Raw genomic sequence first — 773 nt, 5'->3', positions numbered from 1 at the left:
CCCGCCCCCGCACCCAGCGCCGCCGCGATCGCGTCCGCCAGGGGCCGTTCCTCTCCGGCGGCCAGGGTCGAGACGGTGATCCGGATGCCGGGCGGGGCGGCGATCCTGAAGCGGGCGCCGGGTGCCACGGCCCAGCCGGCGCCGAGCAGGCGGGCGACGGCGCCGGTCTCGTCCGGCACGGGGATCCACACGTTCAGCCCGCTGCGCCCGTGCGCCGCCACCCCCCGCTGCCCGAGCGCGGCGAGCAGCGCGTCCCGGCGCCGCCCGTACGCCGCCGCCACCGCCCGGGAGTCCACCGCGTCCTCGGCCCACAGCAGCGCCACGGCCCGCTGGGTGATGCGGCTGACCCAGCCGGGGCCCAGCCGCTGCCGGCCGCACACCCGGTCGAGCGTGACGGCGTCGCCGGTGAGCACGGCGAGCCGCAGGTCGGGCCCGTATGCCTTGGCCGCCGAGCGGACGAACGCCCAGCTGTGCGTCGTACCGGCGAGGGGGTGCAGCGGCAGGTCGACGATGCGGTGGCCGTGGTCGTCCTCGATCAGCAGCGTCTCCGGGTGCTCCCGCAGCACGGACCGCAGGGCACGCGCGCGCGTGGCGCTCAGCGCGGCGCCGGTCGGGTTCTGCGCGCGGTCCGTGACGACCAGCGCCCGGGCACCGGCGGCCAGGGCGCGGCGCACGTCGTCGGGCAGCGGCCCCTCGTCGTCGACGCCGACGGCGACGGTGCGCAGGCCGAGCGCGGGCACGAGGTCGAGCAGGCTGCCCCAGCCCGGGTCCTC

Annotated in this window: 1 protein-coding gene; it reads right to left on the bottom strand. The window is 79.3% G+C overall.

The annotated features are described in order from the left end of the window. Positions 1 to 773: aminotransferase class I/II-fold pyridoxal phosphate-dependent enzyme (locus GTW67_RS00695; RefSeq protein ID WP_161162831.1), on the bottom strand; the 773-nt coding region annotated here is incomplete at both ends.

It is taken from the genome of Streptomyces sp. SID5910 (genome assembly GCF_009862125.1).
Lineage (GTDB): Bacteria > Actinomycetota > Actinomycetes > Streptomycetales > Streptomycetaceae > Streptomyces.
The sequence above is the reverse complement of the archived record's forward strand: the minus strand, read 5'-3'. Positions and strand labels throughout refer to the sequence as shown.